The organism is Methylobacterium sp. Leaf118 (assembly GCF_920984675.1).
Lineage (GTDB): Bacteria > Pseudomonadota > Alphaproteobacteria > Rhizobiales > Beijerinckiaceae > Methylobacterium.
This window is the reverse complement of the sequence record NZ_CAKLBV010000027.1, coordinates 13,784-30,254: the sequence shown is the minus strand read 5'-3', so window position 1 is coordinate 30,254 and position 16,471 is coordinate 13,784. Positions and strand designations below refer to the sequence as shown.

21 protein-coding genes are annotated in these 16,471 nt (G+C 70.3%); 12 read left to right on the top strand and 9 right to left on the bottom strand.

Annotation, left to right across the window (positions count from 1 at the left end):
* Nucleotides 1-74: 74 nt before the first annotated feature.
* From secY to LW587_RS13170, 9 genes are all read left to right on the top strand, one after another.
* Nucleotides 75-1,424, top strand: a complete 1,350-nt coding sequence (gene secY / locus LW587_RS13210; RefSeq protein ID WP_232630055.1) for a preprotein translocase subunit SecY — start codon at nt 75-77, stop codon at nt 1,422-1,424.
* A gap of 150 nt (nt 1,425-1,574) precedes the next feature.
* Nucleotides 1,575-2,177 (top strand): adenylate kinase, encoded by a 603-nt coding sequence (locus tag LW587_RS13205; RefSeq protein ID WP_232630054.1) that lies wholly within the window; start codon nt 1,575-1,577, stop codon nt 2,175-2,177.
* Between the two features lie 232 nt (nt 2,178-2,409).
* The gene (gene rpsM / locus LW587_RS13200) at nt 2,410-2,778 is read left to right on the top strand and encodes a 30S ribosomal protein S13 (protein ID WP_056247446.1); all 369 of its coding nucleotides are present in this window, start codon (nt 2,410-2,412) and stop codon (nt 2,776-2,778) included.
* Between the two features lie 169 nt (nt 2,779-2,947).
* Nucleotides 2,948-3,337: a 30S ribosomal protein S11 gene (rpsK, locus tag LW587_RS13195; protein ID WP_003597118.1), complete on the top strand. Its 390-nt coding sequence runs from the start codon at nt 2,948-2,950 to the stop codon at nt 3,335-3,337.
* A 37-nt stretch (nt 3,338-3,374) separates the two neighbouring features.
* Nucleotides 3,375-4,256 (top strand): MBL fold metallo-hydrolase, encoded by an 882-nt coding sequence (locus LW587_RS13190; protein WP_232630053.1) that lies wholly within the window; start codon nt 3,375-3,377, stop codon nt 4,254-4,256.
* 97 nt (nt 4,257-4,353) lie between these two features.
* Nucleotides 4,354-5,373, top strand: a complete 1,020-nt coding sequence (locus tag LW587_RS13185) for a DNA-directed RNA polymerase subunit alpha (RefSeq protein ID WP_232630052.1) — start codon at nt 4,354-4,356, stop codon at nt 5,371-5,373.
* 202 nt (nt 5,374-5,575) lie between these two features.
* Nucleotides 5,576-5,989, top strand: a complete 414-nt coding sequence (rplQ, locus tag LW587_RS13180) for a 50S ribosomal protein L17 (protein ID WP_232630051.1) — start codon at nt 5,576-5,578, stop codon at nt 5,987-5,989.
* Nucleotides 5,990-6,240: 251 nt separating this feature from the next.
* Entirely contained in the window at nt 6,241-6,705 is a 465-nt protein-coding gene (locus tag LW587_RS13175) for a MarR family winged helix-turn-helix transcriptional regulator (protein ID WP_232630050.1), read from the top strand.
* Between the two features lie 266 nt (nt 6,706-6,971).
* Complete coding sequence (locus tag LW587_RS13170) at nt 6,972-7,430, top strand: NUDIX hydrolase (protein ID WP_232630049.1); 459 nt, start codon at nt 6,972-6,974, stop codon at nt 7,428-7,430.
* 38 nt (nt 7,431-7,468) lie between these two features.
* Here the strand turns inward: LW587_RS13170 and LW587_RS13165 are convergent, their stop codons facing one another.
* The 5 genes from LW587_RS13165 to LW587_RS13145 all read right to left on the bottom strand — a co-directional run bounded on the left by LW587_RS13165 (nt 7,469) and on the right by LW587_RS13145 (nt 10,458).
* Nucleotides 7,469-8,407 (bottom strand): ABC transporter ATP-binding protein, encoded by a 939-nt coding sequence (locus LW587_RS13165; protein ID WP_232630048.1) that lies wholly within the window; start codon nt 8,405-8,407, stop codon nt 7,469-7,471.
* A 22-nt stretch (nt 8,408-8,429) separates the two neighbouring features.
* The gene (locus LW587_RS13160; protein WP_232630047.1) at nt 8,430-8,708 is read right to left on the bottom strand and encodes a hypothetical protein; all 279 of its coding nucleotides are present in this window, start codon (nt 8,706-8,708) and stop codon (nt 8,430-8,432) included.
* A 248-nt stretch (nt 8,709-8,956) separates the two neighbouring features.
* Complete coding sequence (locus LW587_RS13155; protein WP_232630046.1) at nt 8,957-9,259, bottom strand: hypothetical protein; 303 nt, start codon at nt 9,257-9,259, stop codon at nt 8,957-8,959.
* A 213-nt stretch (nt 9,260-9,472) separates the two neighbouring features.
* On the bottom strand, nt 9,473-10,015 hold the full coding sequence (locus tag LW587_RS13150) for a thermonuclease family protein (RefSeq protein WP_232630045.1): 543 nt from the start codon (nt 10,013-10,015) through the stop codon (nt 9,473-9,475).
* 293 nt (nt 10,016-10,308) lie between these two features.
* Complete coding sequence (locus LW587_RS13145) at nt 10,309-10,458, bottom strand: hypothetical protein (RefSeq protein WP_232630044.1); 150 nt, start codon at nt 10,456-10,458, stop codon at nt 10,309-10,311.
* Nucleotides 10,459-10,837: 379 nt separating this feature from the next.
* Between LW587_RS13145 and LW587_RS13140 the strand changes: the two genes are divergently transcribed.
* Nucleotides 10,838-11,212 (top strand): hypothetical protein, encoded by a 375-nt coding sequence (locus tag LW587_RS13140; protein WP_232630043.1) that lies wholly within the window; start codon nt 10,838-10,840, stop codon nt 11,210-11,212.
* 134 nt (nt 11,213-11,346) lie between these two features.
* Here the strand turns inward: LW587_RS13140 and ssb are convergent, their stop codons facing one another.
* Both ssb and LW587_RS13130 read right to left on the bottom strand, forming a co-directional pair.
* A complete protein-coding gene (gene ssb, locus LW587_RS13135) occupies nt 11,347-11,904 on the bottom strand; it encodes a single-stranded DNA-binding protein (protein ID WP_232630042.1) in 558 nt (185 codons plus the stop codon).
* A 262-nt stretch (nt 11,905-12,166) separates the two neighbouring features.
* Complete coding sequence (locus LW587_RS13130) at nt 12,167-13,183, bottom strand: NADP-dependent oxidoreductase (RefSeq protein WP_232630041.1); 1,017 nt, start codon at nt 13,181-13,183, stop codon at nt 12,167-12,169.
* Between the two features lie 86 nt (nt 13,184-13,269).
* Here LW587_RS13130 and LW587_RS13125 point away from each other — a divergent pair, with 86 nt between their 5' ends.
* A complete protein-coding gene (locus tag LW587_RS13125) occupies nt 13,270-13,677 on the top strand; it encodes a DUF4174 domain-containing protein (RefSeq protein WP_232630040.1) in 408 nt (135 codons plus the stop codon).
* A 54-nt stretch (nt 13,678-13,731) separates the two neighbouring features.
* On the opposite strand, the gene LW587_RS13120 is transcribed toward LW587_RS13125, so the two are convergent.
* Nucleotides 13,732-14,232 carry a hypothetical protein gene (locus tag LW587_RS13120; protein WP_232630039.1) on the bottom strand — a complete coding sequence of 167 codons (501 nt, stop codon included), beginning with the start codon at nt 14,230-14,232 and terminating at the stop codon, nt 13,732-13,734.
* A gap of 246 nt (nt 14,233-14,478) precedes the next feature.
* Between LW587_RS13120 and LW587_RS13115 the strand changes: the two genes are divergently transcribed.
* Complete coding sequence (locus LW587_RS13115) at nt 14,479-15,228, top strand: phosphodiester glycosidase family protein (RefSeq protein WP_442919145.1); 750 nt, start codon at nt 14,479-14,481, stop codon at nt 15,226-15,228.
* Between the two features lie 100 nt (nt 15,229-15,328).
* Here LW587_RS13115 and LW587_RS13110 read toward each other — a convergent pair whose 3' ends face one another.
* Complete coding sequence (locus LW587_RS13110; RefSeq protein ID WP_232630038.1) at nt 15,329-16,447, bottom strand: NADH:flavin oxidoreductase/NADH oxidase; 1,119 nt, start codon at nt 16,445-16,447, stop codon at nt 15,329-15,331.
* Nucleotides 16,448-16,471: the final 24 nt, after the last annotated feature.

Sequence of the window (16,471 nt, the reverse complement as noted above, 5' to 3'; positions counted from 1 at the left end):
GCCTCTCAGTGCCGCATCGGCTCCGCTCGCGAGTCGATGTCCACCTTTTGGGCCGATGCTCTAGGAATCGTGACATGGCCTCAGCCGCCGAGCAGCTCGCCGCCAACCTGAATTTCGGCGCCATCGCCAAGGCCGACGAACTCAAGAAGCGCATCTGGTTCACCCTGGGCGCGCTGATCGTGTTCCGCCTTGGCACCTACATTCCGATCCCCGGCATCGACCCGGAGCAGTTCGCCCGCAACTTCCAGAACCAGGCCGGCGGCGTGCTCGGCCTGTTCAACATGTTCTCGGGCGGGGCGGTGGAGCGCATGGCGGTCTTCGCGCTCAACATCATGCCCTACATCTCGGCCTCGATCATCGTTCAGCTCCTCACCTCGGTGGTTCCGAGCCTCGAGGCGCTGAAGAAGGAGGGCGAATCCGGCCGCAAGGTCATCAACCAGTATACCCGCTACCTCACGGTGGTGCTGGCGCTGGTCCAGTCCTGGGGCATCGCCTTCGGCCTGCAGGGCTCCAACGCGGTCATCGCGCCCGGACCGTTCTTCATCCTGTCGACCGTGGTGACGCTGACCGGCGGCACCCTGTTCCTGATGTGGATCGGCGAGCAGATCACGGCCCGCGGCATCGGCAACGGCTCCTCGCTCATCATCTTCGCCGGCATCGTCGCCCACCTCCCGGCCTCGATCTTCGGCGCCCTCGAACTGACCCGTACCGGCGCCCTCTCGCCGGCGATCCTGCTCGGGGCCGGCCTCGCGGCGGTCGGGCTGGTCTACTTCATCGTGTTCATGGAGCGCGCCCAGCGCCGGCTCCTGATCAACTACCCCAAGCGCCAGGTCGGTAACCGCATGTACGAGGGCCAGACCTCGTTCCTGCCGCTCAAGCTCAACACCTCGGGCGTGATCCCGCCGATCTTCGCCTCGTCCCTGCTGCTTCTGCCGACCACGATCGCGAGCTTCTCGGCGAACCAGGGCTCGACCGGCATCCTCGGCACGCTGACGGCCTATCTCGGCCACGGCCGGCCGCTCTACATGGTGGCCTACGCCGCCCTGATCATCTTCTTCACGTTCTTCTACACGGCGGTCGTCTTCAACCCGCAGGAGACCGCCGACAACCTGAAGAAGCATGGCGGCTTCATCCCCGGCATTCGCCCGGGCGAGCGCACCGCGGCCTTCATCGACAAGGTGCTGACCCGCATCACGGTGATCGGCGCCGGCTACCTGACCTTCGTCTGCCTCGTGCCCGAGATCGTCGCCTCCTACACCTCGGCGGCGTTGGGCTTCGGCGGCACCTCGCTGCTCATCGTGGTCTCGGTCACCATGGACACCGTGGCGCAGATCCACGGGCACCTGATGGCGCACCAGTACGAGGGGCTCGTGAAGAAGGCCAAGCTGCGCGGCGCCTCGACCACGGGCGCCCGGCGACGCTAATCCCGCTTCAGGCGCGTCCCGTCCAAAGGTTCGATGGACGGGAGCGCCGAATTCTCGCATCACAGTGAAGTGAGACCGGCCTCGCTCCGCGGGAGGAGGCCGGGACGGAAGAACGAGCCCGGTGCCGGGCCCTGACGACGAGGAGACGTCATGCGGATCATCCTGCTCGGACCGCCGGGGGCGGGCAAGGGCACGCAATCCGAGCGCATCGTGGAACGCTACGGCATCCCGCAGCTCTCCACGGGCGACATGCTGCGCGCGGCCGTGGCCGCCGGCACGCCGGTCGGGCTCGAGGCGAAGTCGATCATGGAGAGCGGCGGCCTCGTGCCGGACGCGGTGGTCGTCGGCATTGTCGCCGACCGCGTGGAGGAGGCCGACGCCAAGTCCGGCTTCATCCTCGACGGGTTCCCGCGCACCGTGGAACAGGCCAAGGCCCTCGACCGGATGCTCGCCGACAAGGGCATCGCGCTGGACGCGGTGGTCGAGTTCGTCGTCGACGAGAACGCCCTGGTCGGCCGCATCGCCCGGCGTGCCGAGGAGACCGCGGCCCGCGGTCAGCCCGTGCGCAAGGACGACACCCCCGAGGTCTTCAAGACCCGTCTCGAGGCCTACCGGAAGCAGACGGCGCCCCTGTCGGATTACTATGCCGGCACCGGCCTGCTGCGGAAGATCGACGGCATGAAGCCGATCGACGAGGTGACCGGCGACGTGACCGCGTTGCTCCAGTCGTATCGCGAGAAGGCGGTTTCGTAGGCCCGACGCGCCGTTCCTTCGCCGCAGCGCGGTATGAGGTCGTTGACAGGGGGGCGCGCCTGCGCTAGGCGGGCCCCCTTCGCTCAAGCGGGATCTGGTCCGACAGTGCCTTGAAGGGGCGCTCGCGGGCCGATTTGTCGTTTCGGGCGGGTGCGCAGGGGCCGGCCTCCACCGGACGCGCATCTTCGCAGTGATTGCGGGCCGTCAGGGTCCGCCCCATGGAGAGATCATCTTGGCCCGTATCGCAGGCGTCAACATCCCGACCGCCAAGCGCGTCGTCATCGCGCTTCAGTACATCCACGGCATCGGTCCGAAGAAGGCCGAGGAGATCACCGAGAAGGTCGGGATCCCGGCCGAGCGTCGCGTGAACCAGCTCACCGATGCCGAGGTGCTCCAGATCCGCGAGACCATCGACCGCGATTACATGGTCGAGGGCGACCTGCGCCGCGACGTGTCGATGAACATCAAGCGCCTGATGGATCTCGGCTGCTACCGTGGTCTCCGTCACCGCAAGCAGCTCCCGGTCCGCGGCCAGCGCACCCACACCAACGCCCGTACCCGCAAGGGCAAGGCGAAGCCGATCGCCGGCAAGAAGAAGTAATTTTTGGCATTGGAAGGCCGTGCTTCGCTCGGCCTCCTTCGCGTCGCGCCGGGTGTCCCGCTACGGGGCCGGCACAGGCGGAACGACCGTCCAAGGTCGCGCCGCCAAATCCCAAAAGAATCCCGAGCGCCTGGAAATACGGGCGTGATTGAAGGACCAGAGCGAAACAATGGCCAAGGAACCGACCCGCGTCCGCCGGCGCGAACGCAAGAACATCGTCTCGGGCGTGGCGCACGTGGCTGCCTCGTTCAACAACACGATGATCACCATCACCGACGCGCAGGGCAACACGATCTCGTGGTCGTCCGCCGGCGCGATGGGCTTCAAGGGCTCGCGCAAGTCGACCCCGTACGCCGCCCAGGTCGCCGCCGAGGACGCCGCCCGCAAGGCCTCCGAGCATGGCATGCGCACCCTCGAGGTCGAGGTCTCGGGCCCCGGTTCGGGCCGTGAATCGGCGCTCCGCGCGCTCCAGGCTGCCGGCTTCACGGTGACCTCGATCCGCGACGTGACCTCGATTCCGCATAACGGCTGCCGCCCGCGCAAGCGCCGTCGCGTCTGATACGGCGAACCGGAGCGACCGCGGAGCGGAGAAGCCTATGGCGGACGGATCGAACAAGCCCCTACCCGGCGTGCTACGTTGGACCCTCGGCGACCTCACGGTCACCGCGCTCAACGACGGCTGGTTTCAGGGCTCGCTCGACCTCGTCACCGGCATCCCGCAGGAGGAGGCCGGCGCGCTCCAGCGCGCGGGCTTCCGCAGCGAGGCTCCGGTCGTCACGCTCAACGCGTTCGTGGTGACCGGCGCCGGCCGCAAGCCGGTGCTGATCGATTCCGGCTACGGACATTTCGGCCCCGCGACGATGGGCCGGGTGCCCGCCGCGCTCGCCCTGGCCGGCATTGCGCCGGAGTCGATCGAGACGGTGCTGCTGACCCATCTCCATCCCGACCATGCGGGCGGGCTGGTGACCCAGGACGGCAGCGCCGCCTATCCGAACGCCGAACTGGTGGTGCATGCCGACGAGGCGGCCCACTGGCTGCCCGACGAGGCGCTCTCCCGGGCGCCCGAGGCGGCCAGGCCGTATTTCGAGAACGCCCGCAAGGCGGTGGCGCCCTACGGTGCCCGGATCCGCCGCCACGAGGGTGGCGAACTGGTGCCTGGCATCACCGCCGTGCCGCTGCCCGGGCACACGCCGGGTCATTGCGGCATGCGGATCGTCTCCGGGGACAAGGCGCTCCTGATGTGGACCGACGTGGTGCACATGCCGGCGATCCAGTTCAAGCGACCGGAGGCGGGTGTCGCCTTCGACGTCGATGGCGATCAGGCCCGGGCGACCCGCACGCGCATCCTCGACGAGGTCGCGACCGAGGGGACGCTGATCGGCGGCTCGCATCTTGAGTTTCCGGCCCTCGGGCACGTCGCCCGTGACGGCGCCGGCTACAGCTTCGTTCCCGTCCTCTGGGTCGGCGGCGAGGGGTGAGGATCCGGGACCGGCTCGGGCGCCTGAGGGGCGCGCCCTGAGCCGGCCGAAGCGCTTCCGGGACGCCGGCGGCGCGGGATTGTGAAGAGGTAGGACTGTGGTCATTCAGAAGAACTGGCAAGAGCTCATCAAGCCGAACAAGCTCCAGGTGTCGGCCGGCGATGATCCCAAGCGGGTCGCCACCGTGGTGGCCGAGCCGCTGGAGCGCGGCTTCGGCACGACGCTCGGCAACTCGCTCCGTCGCGTCCTGCTCTCCTCGCTCCAGGGCGCCGCGGTCACCTCGGTGCAGATCGACGGCGTGCTCCACGAGTTCTCGTCGATCCCCGGCGTGCGCGAGGACGTGACCGACATCGTCCTCAACATCAAGACGATCGCCCTGCGCTCGCAGACCGATACGCCCAAGCGCATGACCCTGCGCAAGACCGGCCCGGGCGTCGTCACCGCGGGTGACATCGCCGTGACCGGCGACATCCAGGTGCTCAACCCCGAGCTCGCGATCTGCACGCTGGACGACGGCGCCGAGATCCGCATGGAGTTCACCGTCGCCACCGGTAAGGGCTACGTCCCGGCCGATCGCAACCGCCCCGAGGACGCGCCGATCGGCCTGATCCCGGTGGATGCGCTCTACTCGCCCGTCACCAAGGTCAGTTACCGCGTCGAGACCACCCGCGAGGGCCAGGATCTCGACAAGGACAAGCTGACCATGACGCTGGAGACCAACGGCGCCGTGACCCCGGAGGATGCGCTGGCCTATGCGGCCCGCATCATCCAGGACCAGCTCCAGGTCTTCGTGAACTTCGAGGAGCCCCGCAAGGAAGAGGCCGCCCCGCTCGCGCCGCAGCTGCCCTTCAACCCGGCTCTGCTCAAGAAGGTGGACGAGCTGGAGCTGTCGGTCCGTTCGGCGAACTGCCTGAAGAACGACAACATCGTCTATATCGGCGACCTGATCCAGAAGTCCGAGGGCGAGATGCTGCGCACCCCGAACTTCGGTCGCAAGTCGCTCAACGAGATCAAGGAAGTGCTCGCCGGCATGGGCCTGCACCTCGGTATGGACATCCCCGGCTGGCCGCCGGAGAACATCGAGGATCTCGCCAAGCGCTTCGAAGAGCATTACTGAGGCGACACGGTCGCTCTCGGGCGACACGGGGCGGCGCCGCAGGGTGCCGCCTGTCGGGCCGATCCCGAACCGGGGCGATGCCCCGGGGTCGGGCGCGCCTCATCCATCCCGCCGCGGGGTTACGCGGAATTTCAAGAACAGCCCTGCAGGGCACATGGCCGTACCGTGGCACGGCGGCCGTGACGGAGAAGGAACAGCCATCATGCGTCACGCCTATCGCGGTCGCCGCTTCAACCGCACCGCCGAGCATCGCAAGGCGATGTTCGCCAACATGTCGGTCGCTCTGCTCAAGCATGAGCAGATCGTCACCACCCTGCCGAAGGCGAAGGATCTCCGCCCGGTCGTCGAGAAGCTGATCTCCCTCGGCCGCACCGACAGCGTCCACGCCCGCCGCCTCGCCATGGCCCAGATCCGCGACAAGGACATGGTCAAGAAGCTCTTCACCGTGCTCGGCCCGCGCTACCAGTCGCGTCCGGGCGGCTATTGCCGCATCATGAAGGCGGGCTTCCGCTATGGCGACAACGCCCCGCTCGCCGTCATCGAGTTCGTGGACCGCGACGTCGATGCACGCGGCAAGGATTCCGGCCCGAGCCAGGCGTCGGCCGACGCCGCCTGACCGGCGGGCACTCCTCCACGTCGAGCGGAAGGCGGCCTCCGGGCCGCCTTTCTGCTATTTGAGCCCTGACCCGTCCCGCCGGGCGGACGAAAGTCCGGGGAAAAGCGGGTGTGGGACATTTGTGCATGTACCCACCGGGGGTTCATCCGCTATCGTATCCGCGGCATGACCAAGCTGAGGCCCCGCGCAGGGTGGCCCGCCCCGGTCGCTTTGCCGGACGGAAGGCTTCGTCGAACGGCATGGTACGCGTGGTGAATGCTCCCAACGAGACCGCAGGGGTGCTCAAGGACCCGCTGCTGCTCGACAACCAGCTCTGCTACGCGCTCTACGCCGCCGCCCATCGGATGACGAAGTCGTACCGGCCCATGCTGGAACGGATGGGCCTCACCTATCCACAATATCTCGTCCTGCTCGTCCTCTGGGAGAATGACGGCGTCACCGTCTCCGAGATCGGGCGGCGCCTGAGGCTCGATTCCGGCACGTTGACGCCGGTGCTGAAGCGTCTGGAGAGCAGCGGCTTCCTCAGCCGAAGCCGGCGCCAGTCGGACGAGCGCGAGGTGGAGATTTCCCTCACCGAGGCGGGCCGTGCCCTACGCGCCGAGGCGGTGGCCGTGCGCCAATCGGTGATGTGCCAGCTCAACATGTCCGAGCCGGAGATCCAGGCCATGCGGGCCGATCTCAACGCGCTGATCGAGAACCTCAGCATGAACGGCTGAGCGGCCTCGGACCGAACGGACGCGTCCTGCGACCGATGCGGTTCTGAAAGGTTTGCCGGTTAATTTTCCCTTGAGGTCGGGGGCGGAACTCCGTTACGGGAGGCTGCCGCCCTTTGCTGCGGCGCGATCACAGCGTTCGGGCGAAGCGCCGTGCCTTTCCGTCATCATGTCGTCAAATCGTCCGGTCCATCACGGTGTCCCTTCGGGACGGGCTCGGTGGGCAAGAGCGCGCGCGAACCGCGCGGCCCATGGGGCGTTGCACACGCATGACGGCCGGCCCGATCGACACCAGCCGCGATGCGCGCCCCCAGGTCGGCGTCTTGCCGATGCGCCGGACTCCCGAAGGGGGGACCGAGGTGCTGCTCGTGACCTCCCGCGAAACCCGGCGCTGGGTCATCCCCAAGGGATGGCCGATGAAGGGCCGCAAGCCCTTCGAGGCGGCGGCGCGCGAGGCCTACGAGGAGGCCGGCATCGTCGGCCATGTCGGCAAGCGTCCCCTCGGCTTCTACCTCTACGAAAAGCGCCTGAAGAACCGGGACGCCGTCTTGTGCCAGGTCACGGTCTTCCCGCTCGAGGTGCGCAAGCAACTCAAGAAGTTTCCCGAGCGCGGCCAGCGGGTGTCGCAATGGTTCTCGCCCTCCGAGGCCGCGGATGCGGTGATCGAGGCGGGCCTTGCCGGCCTGATCCGGGGCGCGTCGAACCGCGATCCGAAGAAGAAGCGTTAGCGCCGCGGGCGGGATCGCGGGATCGTCCCAAGAATGTCTCAGCCCGGCCCGGCCTCGGCCCGGGCGGCGGCCCGCACGGCGTCGAGGGTCAGGCTGCCGCTGCCGACCGCGAGATGCGTCGCGCCGCTCGCGAGCATCTGGTCGAGCGCCTCCTGCAGGCTCGCTTCCGGCGCGATCGTGGGAGCCTCGCCCGCCCGCGGGGCGGCGGTGGCAAAATCACCCACCCGCAGCCGGTCGAGCCGGCGCAGGGCCCGGCCAGAGCCGAGGAAGCGCTCCGTGAAGGCGTCCGCGGGGGCCGCGAGCAGTGCCTCCGGCGTGCTGGACTGGACGAGGCGGCCGTCGTGCATCACGGCGATCCGGTCTCCCATCCGCATCGCCTCGCCGATGTCGTGGGTCACGAGAATCACGGTCTTGCCGAGGGAGCGCAGGATCGTCCGGATCTCGTCCTGAAGCCGGCTACGGGTCACCGGATCGACGGCGCCGAACGGCTCGTCCATCAGCAGCACTGGTGGGTCGGCGGCGAGCGCCCGGGCGACGCCGACGCGCTGGCGCTGCCCGCCCGAGAGCGCGTCGGGCCGGCGGTCGCGGTAGCGGGCCGGATCGAGGCCGACGAGGGTGAGCAGGGCATCGACTCGCTCCGCGATGCGCGCCCGCGTCCAGCCGAGCAGCTCGGGGACGGTCGCGACGTTCTCGCCGACGCTGCGATGGGGAAACAGGCCGACCCCCTGGATCACGTAGCCGATGCCGCGCCGCAGGGTGACCGGATCGCTCGCCGCCACGTCGCGCCCGGCCAGGAGGATGCGGCCGGTATCCGGCTCGACGAGGCGGTTGACCATCCGCAGGGTCGTCGATTTGCCGCAGCCCGAGGGGCCGATCAGCGCGAGGGTGAGGCCCTCCGGCACCGTGAGATCGAGGCCCTCGATCGCCGGGCTTTCGGCGCCGGGAAAGCGCTTGCCCACGCCCTCGAAGCGGATCATCCGGGGCGTCCCCTCCGGTCGGTCAGCACCCCTTGCAGATCGAGCCCATCGTCCGGTTCATCTTGGCGTCCCACGCCTTGTCGCGATCCCGGGCCGCGCGCTGCGCCTTCTGCATCTGCGCCTGCGAGGAGGCCGAGAGCTGCCCCGGCGTCGGCGGCTTGGTCTGGCCGGCCGCGGTGACGCTGCGGCCGGTGAGGGGCGCACGAGGCTCGGCCGCCGTCTGCGCGAGGGCCGCCCCCGTGACACCGGAGAGCAGGAGGCCTGCGAGCAGGACGGCGGCGCGAGAGGTCGGGCTGGGCATGGTGTGGTCTCGATGTTCCCTGAAGCATCGGCCCGGAGCGGGCAGGACGGCGCGCGATACGACGGCGCGGCCGGGTCCGGATCCCCGCCTTCGCCCCCGCCATCCCTGGTCGATGCTCGAGGTCTCTCCGCCGGTTCGGGCGTTGACCGAACGCCGGCGTCCCTCCCTCGGGCCGAGGCTCTAGGTGGCATTGGCCTTCCGGGACCGCAAGCGCTCGATCGCCCGCGGTCCCCCGGCCTGCAGCCCCGTCACTCCGCCAGGTCGAACACGATGCGGTCGTGGCCGAGCGTCGGATCGTCGTTGCGATGGACTTGGAGGGTGAGAGGGACTGGGAGGGTGCGATGGACTTGGAGGGTGCGATGGACTTGGAGGGTGCGATGGACTTGGAGGGTGAGGGTGTCGTCGGCCCGGTCGCCGATCTCGTCGACCAGGGCGTGCCATGCCCGGGGCAGATCCAGGGCGCCGCGCTCGTCGAGGGAGCGTCCGAGATCGTGGCCGAGTTTGTGCAGCACCAGCTTGGATCGGAAGCCGAGATCCTGTTCGATCGACATGGGCAGCCCTCCCATCCTCGCCTGGTGCGGCGCTCCGGCGGGTCCGAACCGCCGGACGATTCGCCCGACCGGGGCGGAGGCCTCGAACGACACGCGCGCGATGCGGCGGATCGGCGACCGCGGCGGCCCCGGCACCGGATTGTCCGCCGTGGCTTCCTGACGTGGGGCCTTTGCGTGGCCCGCTTGCTCTCGCGCCAGACCGCCCGGCTCGGCTCAGTGGGCGCCGGGCTGCGCCTCGGCCACGGCGTTGGCGCGGTTATAGGCCGTGCGCGGCCGGTTGGTCGGGTCCTCGAAGGAGCCCGCCCAGAGCCCGAGGCGCTTGCCCCAGGCCAATGTCTCGGCGCCGACATAGGCGGCTTGGCCCCGGCGGCGGTCGGCCATGACGAAGCCGCGCTCCGCCATCCAGGCACTCAGATCGTCCTTGTCCCGCAGGCAGACCGCGAGGGCCCGGCCGTAGCTGTCCGTCTCGCGGATCCGGCAGGACACCGTGGCCTCCCGCAGATGCGCCGCGAGCGCCTTCGCCGCGGTGGTCCCGCAGGCGTAACCCTGTCCCTTGGCGTTCAGGCAGGTCTGCTTCAGACCCGGCGCGGCCACGCCGTAGAGCCCGACCACGCGGCCACCGACGACGAGCGTGTCGCCGTTGAGAACCCGCGCCTTGCCGCTGACGATCTCGCTCGCCGCGGCCGTGCCGGCCGTCGCGAAGGCGAGGCCCGCAACCGCCGCCGCGCTCACGCCGAACCATCCCGTCCGTCTCATCGAACCATCCCGCTTGCTGCCCATGGACCCCCCTTCGGCCCTGGCGGCTAAGCAGATGTTATGCCCTTTCTGTGGCTCACCCCTCAACCGGCCCGCGCGCGTGCGCTTCTCCTCACGGTGCGGCATTCCTGCCACGCTTGCGCCGTCCCGAACCGCTGGAACGGCGGCGAGCCCGGTTTCTTCGCACGACGCCGGGCCCGATCCCGATCCGTCAGATCACGGCCGTCCCGACGCGCGGTCGCCCGACGATCGGAGCCCAGGCCTCGTCGGGCGGACGCGCAGGCGGGGCGGCGTCAGCCCGCGAGGCTGCGGGCCGGCTCCGGGGCCGCAGGCGCCGCCGAGCGCGCGAAGACGAGGATGTTGTCCGGCGGAAGGGGCGCGCCTGAATCGGCGGGCGGCGCGTCGGCCACGGGATCGGCGACCGTGCCGGCCGAAACCGTCATCCAGCGAACGATGCGTCCGCTGCCGCCGCGCTTGAAATGCCGGTCCAGCCGTCGCCGCGCCCAAGCCGGAAGGTTCTCGACATCCACCATTCTCGCCCCCGAGACTGCATTCGCGGTCGATCTGCCGCCTTTTGCACTTCACCGGTGAGTGTGAAGGCAATAAGGCACAATCGCGGACGAAATCGACCGGCGTGGCCGTGACTTACGAAGCCTTTGGCCCCCCAATGGGCGTCCAATCGGCCCGCCGCGCGCGCCCTTCGGCCCTCGCGCGGGGCGATTCTTCGCCGATTCGGAGCCCGGCGGCGGGGCCATCTCGGCGCGACGGGCGTTGCCGAACGGGCCTCGGTGGGGGGCGGAGCGAACCTCGGAAGGAGACCGGATGGAGACGAGCCTGTCGGACCTGATGCGCCGGGCCGGTGCCGAGGGGCGGCGCCTGGCCGCGACCTTTCCCGGCGGCGTCGACAAGGACGAACTGCCCTGGCGGGTGATCGCCCTCTTCGATGCCGAGGTGCGCGGACATCTCGAGCGCGACCGGCGCATCGAGGACGAGCGCGACAACGTGCTGATCGCGGCGGTGGGGCTGGCCGAGACGCCGTCCGATGCGGCGCCCGAGGAGACCGAGCGGGCGCGGCGCCGGCTCGTGCGGGCGATCGATTATTGGGAGGAGTCCGTGCTGCGCTTCGGCCTCGTCAACCGCGCCGCCGCCCGACGCGGCTACGGAACGGCGGGCGATCCGGTCTCCGCCCAGGCCTGACCAAACCTTCGCGGCCACCATTGGGGAGGTTCGACCCGGACGCGTCGGGCCACGAAGCCACGGCGCGCCTGATCCTCCACGGGAAACGCCGGCCCCCTGTCGAGAGCCGGCGTCCCCCCTTTCGGGTCGAGGTCCTAGAACGGAATGTCGTCGTCGAGGTCGTAGTTCGGCTTCGATCCGCCCCCTGAGGAGGGCCGGCGGTCGCCGCCGCCGCCGCCGCCGGAGGAACGGCCCGAGCCGTAATCGTCGCGCCCGCCATCCCGGTCGCCGCCGCGGCTGATCCGGCCACCGCCGCCGCCGCCCTGATCGTCCTCGCCCGCGAACTCGCCGCCGCCGCCACCGCGACCGTCGAGAATCGTCATCTCGCCGCGGAATCGCTGAAGCACCACCTCGGTCGTGTATTTCTCGACGCCCGACTGGTCGGTCCACTTGCGGGTCTGAAGCTGGCCCTCGATGTAGACCTTCGACCCTTTGCGCAGGTACTGCTCCGCGACGCGTGCGAGGTTGTCGTTGTAGATGACGACCGAGTGCCACTCGGTCTTCTCCTTGCGCTCGCCGCTCGCCTTGTCCTTCCAGGACTCCGACGTCGCGATGCGCAGGTTCACCACGGGGTCGCCCGAGGACAGCCGCCGCGTCTCGGGATCGCGCCCGAGATTGCCGACCAGGATCACCTTGTTGACGCTGCCCGCCATCTCACTCTCTCCATCCGATCCGATCTCACAGGGCCCATCCTCGCCCGCGATGGCCGGACCTTGAAGGTCCGCCCCCGCGCGGGCAAGCCGTCCGCCGCGCTTGTGCCCGCTTCACACCGGCGAGCCCGTCCACGCGGCGGAATCATGTTCTAGTTTTGTTCTATTTGTCCCGCAAGAGCGCCGTGGCGTGAGATCGTGCTGGGACTGCGCGGGAGCCGGACACGCCGAGGGACTACCCCTCGGCGCCGTCCCGCCGCCGATCTCAGGCCACCCTTACGACGAGCTTGCCGAAATTCGTGCCGCGCAGCATCCCGGCGAAGGCGGCGGGCGCCTGTTCCAGCCCCTCCACCACATCCTCCCGCGCCTTGACCTGGCCGGCCTTCAGCCAATCGCCGACGTCGTGCAGGAAGGCGCCGTGCAGGCCGGCGAAATCCGAGACGATGAAGCCGCGCAGCGTCAGGCGCCGGGTGAGCACGGCGCGCATCAGCAGGGGAGCCCGGTCGGGCCCGGGCGGCATTTCGCTCAGGTTGTAGCCCGCGACGAGGCCGCAGACCGGCACCCGGGCGAAATCGTTGAGGAGCGGCAGCACCGCCGCGAACACGGCCCCGCCGACATTCTCGAAATACACGTCGATGCCGTCCGGGCAGGCCCGCGCCAGGGCGTCGGGGAAGTCGCCGGCCCGGTGGTCGAGAGCCGCGTCGAAGCCGAGGACGTCGGTGAGGTAGGCGCATTTCTCCGGCCCGCCCGCGATGCCGACCACCCGCGCGCCCTTGATCCGGGCGATCTGGCCGACGAGGGAGCCGACCGGCCCGGCGGCGGCCGCCACCGCGACGGTCTCGCCGGGCTGCGGGCGGCCGATCTCGAGGAGGCCCGCATAGGCCGTGAGCCCCGGCATGCCGAGAACGCCGAGAAAGGCGCTCGGCGGGCCGGCCGCCGGATCGAGCCGGTGCAGGCCGGTCCCGTCCGAGACGAAGTAATCCTGCCATCCCGCGGGGCTCAGCACGCGATCACCGAGCGCGTAGGCGGGATGGTGGGAGGCCACCACCTCGCTCACCGTCTGGCCGACCATGGTCTCCCCGATCTCGACGGGCTGCGCGTAGGACTTCGCCGCGCTCATGCGGCCGCGCATGTAGGGATCGAGCGACAGCCAGCGGGTGCGCAGGAGAACCTCGCCCTCCTTCGGCGTCGGCGCCCGGCTCTCCTCCAGCCGGAAATGCTCGGGCTTCGGCTCGCCGTGCGGCCGGGAGGCCAGGACGATCCGACGATTCATAAGAGCCATGGACGTCTCCCGAACGGGGCGGACAGGGAACCGGGCAGAGGGGTCGCACGCTGATCCCGGCAATGAAGGCGCGGCGGGGGACGGCGATGCGGTCGGGACAGGTCGGACTCGTCCTCGCGGCGCTGATGAGCGGAGGCGGGGCGATGGCGGCGGGCGGGAGCAACCCCCTGGCGGCGTATCTCTGGAAATCGCGGGTGCTCGTCATCGCCGCGCCCGAGGCCGACGATCCCCGGCTCGCGGCGCAGCGTCAGGCGCTCGCCTCGGCCCGGACCGGCACGGCAGAGCGGGACCTCGTGGCGGTCGAGGCGGTGGGGCACGATCCGCGGGCGGTGGCGATCCGCAAGGCTCTCAGCCTTCCCGCCGACGGCTTCCGCGCGGTGCTGGTCGGCAAGGACGGAGGGGCGAAGCTGAGCGCGGACGAACCGATCCCTCCGCAGCGGTTGTTCTCGACCATCGACGCCATGCCGATGCGACGGGACGAGATGCGGCGCTGACGAAACGAAGAAGGGGCCGCGCGGGCCCCTTCCGTCACAGCGATCCGGACCGGATCAGTTGCAGCGCTCGACCAGAACCCGCCGCGGACCCCACGGCGTCCACTTCACCTTTTCCACGGTGTAGCAGCCGCCGTAATAGTAGGGATCGTAGCCGACGTTGGAGTAGCCGTAGGGCGATCCGTAATAGCCCCCGTAGCCACCGTAATAGCCCGCCCCGAGCGCGGCTCCCGTCGCGAGGCCGAGGCCGAGGCCAAGCCCGACGCCGCCATAGCCGCGGCGCCACCCGCCATGCCCGCGCCAGCCGTAGCCGCCGCCGTAGCGCGGCCCGAAGCCGGCCGCCCGGTAGCCACCGAACCCACCGCCGAAGCGATGTCCGCCGAACCCGCCGCCGAAGCGTGGGCCGCCGAAACCACCGCCGCGGAAGCCGCCGCCGAAGCCGCCGCCATGGAAACCACCACCGTGGAAACCGCCGAAGCCGGGACGAGCGTCGGCGGTCGCCGGGATCATCGCCAGCGCGCCGGCCATCGCGGCCGATGCCAGAACAACCCGTATCATCACACCATCTCCACCGAGAGAATGCTGTCCCCCCTCAGCACCAAACGCTCACGGGAAACAGAGGGTTCACGCGACTTGCGGTCTCAATCCCGTGAGGTTCGAACGCGAGAGGCGGCCCGCCCGTGGCGGCGGAGGGCGGGCCCTGCGCCGCGCCCCTTGAACGCCGCACCGCTTTCGCGCGAGGAGAGACCGTTCACGGCTCCAGCCTCGCCCGACGGGGCACCGACAGACAGGGATCGACCGCCCGTGGCGTTTCGCCTCACCTCTCTCGCGCTCTTGCTCGCGCTCCTCCCGGCCGCCGCGGCGGCGCAGACTCCCGCGGCCGGCAAGGGTCCCTGCCGGGCGGTCGAGGCCGAGGGGCAGCCCTACACGGTCTGCACCGTCGATCTGCGGCGCGAGCGGGTGCGCCTGTTCTGGCTCGGCTCGGACGGGTTGCCCTATTCCTCGCTCGGCACCCTTGCCGACCGGCAGGGTCCCCGCCTCAGCTTCGCGATGAATGCCGGCATGTACGACAAGGGCCAGGCCCCGGTCGGACTCTATGTCGAGGAGGGCCGGGAGATGAAGGGCGTCTCGACCGCCAACGGGCCGGGCAACTTCCACCTCAAGCCCAACGGCGTCTTCTACGTGAAGGGCGAGCGGGCCGGCGTGATGGACACCGCCCGCTACCTGCGCGCCAAGGTCGGCCCCGACTTCGCCACCCAATCGGGCCCGATGCTGGTGATCGAGGGGAAGATCCATCCCAAGATCTCGACGGACGGCCCGAGCCAGAAGATCCGCAACGGCGTCGGCGTGCGCGACGACGGGCGCACCGCGGTCTTCGCCATTTCCGAGCAGCCGGTGACCTTCGGGGCCTTCGCCCGCCTGTTCAAGGATGACCTCGGCTGCCGCAACGCGCTGTTCCTCGACGGCAGCGTGTCGAGCCTCTACGCCCCGGGCCTCGGCCGCTCGGACCTGAGCCGTCCCCTCGGACCGCTGGTGGGGGCGGTGCCGAAATAGGGTGTGCGGGCCTGCGCCGGGATCGCCGCCGGTTCGCGCCGGGCGCGACCGAAATCCCCTCGCCGCGCCGCCCGGGGCCGGCCCGCGGGCAAGCGATCGGTCAACGCTGCCCGTGGGCCGTGTCCGCGAACAGATCCTTGTACTGGCGCGGTTGGCTGCGCCAGTACTGCTGGGGCGCCCGCACCTGCGCCCCGAGTTCGGCCGCCGCGTGCCAGGGCCAGCGGGGGTTGTAGAGCAGGGCGCGGGCGAGCGAGACCGCGTCGGCCCGGCCCTCGGCGAGGATGGCTTCCGCCTGGGCCGGCTCGGTGATGAGGCCGACCGCGATGGTGGTGAGCCCGGTCTCCGCCTTGATCCGCTCGGCGAACGGCACCTGATAGCCCGGCCCGAGCGGAATCTTTTGAGCGATGGAGAGGCCGCCGGTGGAGACATGGATCGCCGCCGCGCCCCGCGCCTTGAGGGCGCGGGCGAGTTCCACGGTCTCGTCGAGGCTCCAGCCGTCCTCGACCCAGTCGGTGGCCGAGACCCGCATCCAGACCGGCCGGCCCGCGGGTACGACCGCGCGCACCGCGTCGAACACCTCGAGCGGGAAGCGCATCCGGTTCTCCAGGCTGCCGCCGTATTGATCCTCGCGCCGGTTGGAGAGCGGCGACAGGAACTGGTGCAGCAGGTAGCCGTGGGCGCCGTGGATCTCGACGCCTTCGATGCCGAGCCGCATCGCCCGCCGCGCCGTCGCGACGAAGCCATCGCGCACGCGCCGGAGCCCCTCCGCGTCGAGGGCATGGGGCGGCACCTCGCCCTCGGCATGGGTCAGGGCCGAGGGGGCCTCCGTGCGCCAACCGTCGGGCGCCTCGGGCGGTATCTGCGCGCCGCCCTCCCAGGGGACGCGGCTCGAGGCCTTGCGGCCCGCATGGTTGATCTGGATCGCGATCGGGATCGGGGCGTAGTCGCGGATCGCCTGCAGCACGCGGGCGAGCGCCCGCTCGGTGCCGGCGTCGTACAGGCCGAGGTCGGCCGGCGAGATGCGGGCCTCCGGTGCGATCGCGGTCGCCTCCAGGGTCAGCAGGCCGGCGCCCGACTGCGCGAGCTGGCCCAGATGCATCATGTGCCAGTCCGTGGCCTCGCCGGCCCGGGCCGAGTACTGGCACATCGGCGCGACGAGAATGCGGTTCTCCAGTTCCAGGGCATCCAGGCGCAGGGGCTCGAACAGGCGTGCGGACATCGTCAGCTCCGTTTCACGACCGAC

Bases quoted from the DNA above. Each gene is read 5' to 3' on its own strand.
- LW587_RS13145 (WP_232630044.1), bottom strand. From the start codon at position 10,458: ATGACGGTTTCGGCCGGCACGGTCGCCGATCCCGTGGCCGACGCGCCG.
- LW587_RS13130 (WP_232630041.1), bottom strand. From the start codon at position 13,183: ATGGCTCTTATGAATCGTCGGATCGTCCTGGCCTCCCGGCCGCACGGC.
- LW587_RS13170 (WP_232630049.1), top strand. From the start codon at position 6,972: ATGACGGCCGGCCCGATCGACACCAGCCGCGATGCGCGCCCCCAGGTC.
- ssb (WP_232630042.1), bottom strand. From the start codon at position 11,904: ATGGCGGGCAGCGTCAACAAGGTGATCCTGGTCGGCAATCTCGGGCGC.
- rplQ (WP_232630051.1), top strand. From the start codon at position 5,576: ATGCGTCACGCCTATCGCGGTCGCCGCTTCAACCGCACCGCCGAGCAT.
- LW587_RS13140 (WP_232630043.1), top strand. From the start codon at position 10,838: ATGGAGACGAGCCTGTCGGACCTGATGCGCCGGGCCGGTGCCGAGGGG.
- LW587_RS13150 (WP_232630045.1), bottom strand. From the start codon at position 10,015: ATGAGACGGACGGGATGGTTCGGCGTGAGCGCGGCGGCGGTTGCGGGC.
- rpsK (WP_003597118.1), top strand. From the start codon at position 2,948: ATGGCCAAGGAACCGACCCGCGTCCGCCGGCGCGAACGCAAGAACATC.
- LW587_RS13160 (WP_232630047.1), bottom strand. From the start codon at position 8,708: ATGCCCAGCCCGACCTCTCGCGCCGCCGTCCTGCTCGCAGGCCTCCTG.
- LW587_RS13125 (WP_232630040.1), top strand. From the start codon at position 13,270: ATGCGGTCGGGACAGGTCGGACTCGTCCTCGCGGCGCTGATGAGCGGA.
- LW587_RS13190 (WP_232630053.1), top strand. From the start codon at position 3,375: ATGGCGGACGGATCGAACAAGCCCCTACCCGGCGTGCTACGTTGGACC.
- LW587_RS13110 (WP_232630038.1), bottom strand. From the start codon at position 16,447: ATGTCCGCACGCCTGTTCGAGCCCCTGCGCCTGGATGCCCTGGAACTG.
- LW587_RS13205 (WP_232630054.1), top strand. From the start codon at position 1,575: ATGCGGATCATCCTGCTCGGACCGCCGGGGGCGGGCAAGGGCACGCAA.
- LW587_RS13155 (WP_232630046.1), bottom strand. From the start codon at position 9,259: ATGTCGATCGAACAGGATCTCGGCTTCCGATCCAAGCTGGTGCTGCAC.
- LW587_RS13165 (WP_232630048.1), bottom strand. From the start codon at position 8,407: ATGATCCGCTTCGAGGGCGTGGGCAAGCGCTTTCCCGGCGCCGAAAGC.
- LW587_RS13120 (WP_232630039.1), bottom strand. From the start codon at position 14,232: ATGATACGGGTTGTTCTGGCATCGGCCGCGATGGCCGGCGCGCTGGCG.
- secY (WP_232630055.1), top strand. From the start codon at position 75: ATGGCCTCAGCCGCCGAGCAGCTCGCCGCCAACCTGAATTTCGGCGCC.